Source organism: Sandarakinorhabdus limnophila DSM 17366 (assembly GCF_945882885.1).
In the GTDB taxonomy this organism is placed as follows: Bacteria; Pseudomonadota; Alphaproteobacteria; order Sphingomonadales; family Sphingomonadaceae; genus Sandarakinorhabdus; species Sandarakinorhabdus limnophila_A.
In genome coordinates this window covers 1-4,941 of the sequence record NZ_CAMCWT010000095.1, presented here as the reverse complement: position 1 = coordinate 4,941, position 4,941 = coordinate 1, and the positions used below count along the sequence as shown (strand labels likewise).

The window sequence follows — 4,941 nt, the reverse complement described above, 5'->3', positions numbered from 1 at the left end:
GGTTGACCTTCTCCTTCTTGAGCAGGCCAGAGGCTTCCGCATACTGGTTCAACGTGCGGGTCAACGCGGCGCGGAAGGCGGCGAGGTGGGTGCCGCCATCGCGCTGCGGGATGTTGTTGGTGAAGCACAACACCTGCTCGTAATAGCTGTCGTTCCATTCCAGCGCGACATCGATGCCGATATCATTGGCCTGGCCGGTGATGGCGATCGGATTGGGGATCAGCGGCGTCTTGGATTTGTCGAGGAACTTCACGAAGGCCGCGATGCCGCCTTCATAATAGAGCTCCACCTGCTTTACATCGGCATGGCGGGCATCATTGAGGAACAGGCGCACGCCGCTGTTCAGAAAGGCCAGCTCGCGGAAGCGATGTTCGAGCTTGGCGAAATCGAAATCGATGAACTTGAACGTGCCGATGCTGGGGAAGAAGGTGACGCGGGTGCCGCGCTTGCCATTCGATGGCCCGCGCACCGCCAGCGGCGCCTGGGCGTCGCCATGGTGGAAGCGCATCCAATGTTCTTCGCCGTCGCGCCAGATCGTCAGTTCCAGCCACTCCGACAGCGCGTTGACCACCGACACGCCCACCCCGTGCAGGCCGCCCGACACCTTGTAGGCGTTGTCGTCGCTGTTGTTGAATTTGCCGCCGGCGTGCAGCTGGGTCATGATCACTTCGGCCGCCGAAACGCCTTCTTCGGCGTGGATGCCGGTGGGGATGCCGCGGCCATTGTCGGTGACGCTCACCGAACCATCGGCGTTCATCGTGATATCGATGCGGTCGCAATAGCCGGCCAGCGCCTCGTCGATGGCGTTGTCCGAAACTTCGAACACCATGTGGTGCAGGCCCGAACCATCGTCCGTATCACCAATATACATGCCGGGGCGCTTGCGCACGGCATCCAGCCCGCGCAGCACCTTGATGCTGTCGGCGCCATAATCATTGATCTGGGCGGGATTCGGATTGTTGTCGGTCAACGCAGCAGCCTCGGGATGCAGAAATGTCCCTCGGCTATAGTGACTCCCGCGCGCGCGGGCGAGGGGGAAATGCGCAGCGCTGCTGTTGCCCGCGCAGCCACGGCAGCGCCTCGTCGGCCAGCATCGGCCGGGCAAACAGATAACCCTGCATGGCGGTGCAGCCATGCACAACGAGGAAGCTGCGCTGGCTCTCCGTCTCCACCCCTTCGGCAATCACCTCCAGCCCCAGCCCGCGCCCAAGCCCGATCAGCGTCCGCGCGATCAGGCCGCGATCCCCATCGGAATCGATTGCACGGGTGAAGCCGCGATCGATCTTGATGCGGTCCACCGGAAAGCTGGTGAGGTGGGAGAGCGAGGCATAGCCGGTGCCGAAATCATCCATGGCCAGCGTGCAGCCCATCGCCCGCAATGCCTCCAGCGTGTGGCCGATGCGCGCGATGGAACGATCGAGCAACACGGTCTCCGCCACCTCGATCTCCAGGCGCGTCGCGGGCACGGAATGGCGGGCAAGGCTGCGCTTTACCGTGTCGAGAAAATCATCGGCCAGCAGTTGCGCCGTGGACACATTCACCGCCAGGTGCCCCGGCTCCAGCCCGGCCGCCAGCATGGCGGCAAAGCCGGCCAGTGCCGCGTCCATCACCTGGCACCCCAAAGGCTGGGCCAGCCCCACATCCTCGGCCAGCGGAACAAATTCGGCCGGCGGCACCCATTCGCCTTCGTGCCACCAGCGCGCCAGCGCTTCGAACACCATCACGCTGCCATCGGCCAGCCGCTGTTGCGGTTGCAGGGCGGCCACCAGCTGCCGCCCGGATATGGCCTGGCGCAGCGCATCGGCCAGCCGCGTGCGGCGCACCACCCGGTTGGCCAGTTCGGCGCCAAACAGCACATGGCGACCCCGCCCCTGGCGCTTGGCATCCAGCAACGCGGCATCGGCATTGCCCAGCAGTTCGTGCGGTCCGCACCCCTTGGCCGGGAATGGCGCGATGCCCACCGAAAAGGACGGCGCATAGCGGCTGGCCCCCAGCCGCATCGGCCGGCGCAGACGGGCGAGCAGGCGCAGCGCAAAGGCGTGAATCTCGTCTGGCGCGGCCACGCCATGCACAATCAGCGCGAACTCATCACCCGAAAGCCGCGCCGCCACGTCGCCAGCCCGGATGCAGCGCTGCAGGCGCCGCCCGACCAGGCGCAGCAGCATGTCACCGGCGGCATGGCTCAGGCTGTCGTTCACCGCCTTGAAGAAATCGACATCGAACAGCACGAGGATACCTGCCGGGCCGATATCGGGCAGGCGCTCCAGTTGCTGCATCAGCACGTCACGATTGGCCAGCCCGGTCAGCGTGTCTTCCTCGGCCCGGCGACGCAATTCGCGTTCGGCGCGCAGCAACGGCGTCACGTCGGTGCGGATCGAAACGATGTTGCCGCTTTCCGAAACGGCTGTGCTGGCCTGCATGAACTTGCCGTCGCGCAGGTGGAACACGCGATTATAGCCGGGCTCACGGTGGCGGCGCAGATAATCGGCCACCCACGCCCGCCGCTTCTCGGGCGGATCATCGGCGCTGACTTCCGGCCGATAGTGATTGGCCAGCACCTTCCGGGTGATGATGTCGGCCAGCCGCTCGCCCTTCACCATACATTGGCCGTTATCGGGCAGGATGTCGCGATAGACATCGTTGACCAGGATCAGCCGTTCTTCGCGATCATAAACGGATAGCGCCGCCGGGATGCCGGTGATCACATCGCGCAACAGGGTTTCGGTGCGGGTGCGCAGATCCAACTCCCGCGCGGCGCGGGCGGCGGCCTCGTGGCGAACAGTGATATCCTCGAACGTGCCGATCAACGCTGCGCCTTCCACGCTGGCGACAGCCGGCCGGCCCCGCGCCCGCACCTGGCGGCGCTCGCCATCAGGGCGGCGGATGCACAATTCCAGATCCCAGGATGTGCCATTGCGCAACGCTTCGTTCACCGCGCCCAACAGAATCGGGCGGTGTTCGCGGATATAGAAACGCAGCGCATTGCTCAGAAGAGGCTGAAAATCCTCGGCCACACCCAGGATGCGGCGGGTTTCGGCACTCCACCACAGCCGGCCGCCCGCGCTGTAATACTAGGCACCGATGCCGGCCACGGCCAGCAAGGGCTCGGCAGCCGACAGCAGGCGCGGGCTCAGCGGCCGTTCCCGCCCCGGCTGGAGCGCAAAGGGCAGGCGTTCACCACTCGGCCAGCTGCTTTCCGACATGCACGCCTTCTCCCGCTCTGCACCGTCTTGTGAGTAACGGCGCGGCGGAGAGCGGCTTTATGCGGGCATGATGTGCCCCGCCGCCAGTGTCAGCCAGCAGGTGGATGGGCCGCCGCCGGCCAGATCGGCAAACAGCGCCGGATCGGTGCCGGTCATCCACGCCTGCACGCCCATCGCCGTCAGCCGTTCGTACAGTGCGGCGCGGCGGCCGGCATCAAGATGCGCGGCGATTTCATCGAGCAAAAGGATCGGCGGTCGGCCGCTGCGTTGCGCCACCAGCGCCGCATGCGCCAGCACGATGGCGATGAGCAGCGCCTTTTGCTCGCCGGTGGAGCAGCTGGCCGCCGGCATCGCCTTGGCAGCGTGGGTGACGATCAGATCAGCTCGATGCGGGCCCTCAAGGGCGCGGGCCGCAGCGGCATCGCGCGCCCGGCCCCGCGCCAGTCGCGCAGCCAGATCATCGGCGTCATTGGCGGCCAGTGCGATCAGTGGCCGGGCAAATGGCCCATCAGGCGCGCCACCCAGTTCCGCCGCCAGTGCTGCCACCACATCGGCGCGCGCATCCGCGATGGCGGCGCCATGCTCGGCCATGTCGGCCTCCAGCCCGGCCAGCCACACCGGATCGGCTGGACCATCGGCGGTGAGCAGGCGCGTGCGCTCGCGCATCGCCGCCTCATAGCGGTTCACGCGCTGGCCGTGGCCGGGGTGCAGCGCCAGCACCAGCCGATCAAGGAAGCGCCGCCGGCTGCCGCTGCTTTCGCTGAACAAGCGGTCCATCGCCGGGGTGAGCCACACCAAAGCCAGCCAATCGCTGAGCGCCGTCGCCGTCGCCGCGGCACCGTTCACCCGCACCAGCCGGCGTTCGGGTGCTGCGGCGGCCGTGCCGGTGCCGATCTGCACTTCGCCTTCAGCCGAGATCAGATGCGCTGCCACGCTCCAGCCGCCCGGCCCATCCTGCCGCGCCGCGTCTGACAGCGGCGCCCCGCGCAAGCCGCGCCCCGGTGCCAGCAACGAAATCGCATCCAATATGTTGGTCTTGCCCGCCCCATTGTCACCGGTGATCACCACCAGTCCCGGCCCCGCGGTGATCGTGGCGTGGGCGTGGCTGCGAAAATCGGTGAGGGTGAGGCGGGTGATCGCCGTCACAGAGTCAGCAGCCGATGCCGGCCATTGTCGAAACGGTGATAGGGAATGGGCCGCGCCGGATCATCGAGCCTTGCCGCCACATCGGCGAGGATGGCCCGCGTTATGCTGGGCAGATCGAGCTTCTCGGCCTCGTCCCAGTTGAACCAGGCGATCTCATCGAGCTCGCCGCAGCCGGCGCCGGGATCGAGGCTGACAAGGTGATGCGCCTCCACCGTGAAGAAGCGCGCATCAAACCGGCGCGGCCGCACCGGCGGCGTGATGGCGCGCCCCACGAAACGCAGCGGTTCCAGATGCGGGAGATGACCAGTGGCGAGGAAATCACGCCATTCCGGCGATTTCGTGCGGCCACTGCCCGGCGACCCCAGTACAAGGCCGGTTTCCTCGAACAATTCGCGCACCGCCGCAGCCGCAAGGGCGCGGGCGCGTGGCGGCGGCGCGGTCAAGTGCAGCCGGCTGGCCGTGTCATCATGCAATTCGCTGGCGGCGGCGACGCGGAAATCAGCCGGGTGCAGGCGCCCGCCGGGGAACACCCATTTGCTGGCCATGAAGACATGGCCCTTCGCCCGCCGGCCCATCAGCACGCGTGGGCCAG

The 4,941-nt window shown here is 67.0% G+C and carries 5 protein-coding genes; all 5 read right to left on the bottom strand.

The features are described 5' to 3' along the window. Positions 1-970 (bottom strand): ATP-binding protein (locus Q7O19_RS12935; RefSeq protein WP_303810905.1); only part of this gene is annotated, 970 nt, incomplete at its 3' end. A gap of 34 nt (positions 971-1,004) precedes the next feature. Further along, positions 1,005-3,050: a bifunctional diguanylate cyclase/phosphodiesterase gene (locus Q7O19_RS12930; protein ID WP_303810906.1), complete on the bottom strand. Its 2,046-nt coding sequence runs from the start codon at positions 3,048-3,050 to the stop codon at positions 1,005-1,007. 21 nt (positions 3,051-3,071) lie between these two features. Further along, positions 3,072-3,203, bottom strand: a complete 132-nt coding sequence (locus Q7O19_RS12925) for a hypothetical protein (RefSeq protein ID WP_303810904.1) — start codon at positions 3,201-3,203, stop codon at positions 3,072-3,074. A 57-nt stretch (positions 3,204-3,260) separates the two neighbouring features. After that, positions 3,261-4,349 (bottom strand): DNA replication/repair protein RecF, encoded by a 1,089-nt coding sequence (recF, locus tag Q7O19_RS12920; RefSeq protein ID WP_303810903.1) that lies wholly within the window; start codon positions 4,347-4,349, stop codon positions 3,261-3,263. Next, the coding region (locus Q7O19_RS12915; RefSeq protein ID WP_303810902.1) for an NUDIX hydrolase at positions 4,346-4,941 on the bottom strand (596 nt) is incomplete at its 5' end. The genes Q7O19_RS12915 and recF, both read right to left, overlap by 4 nt.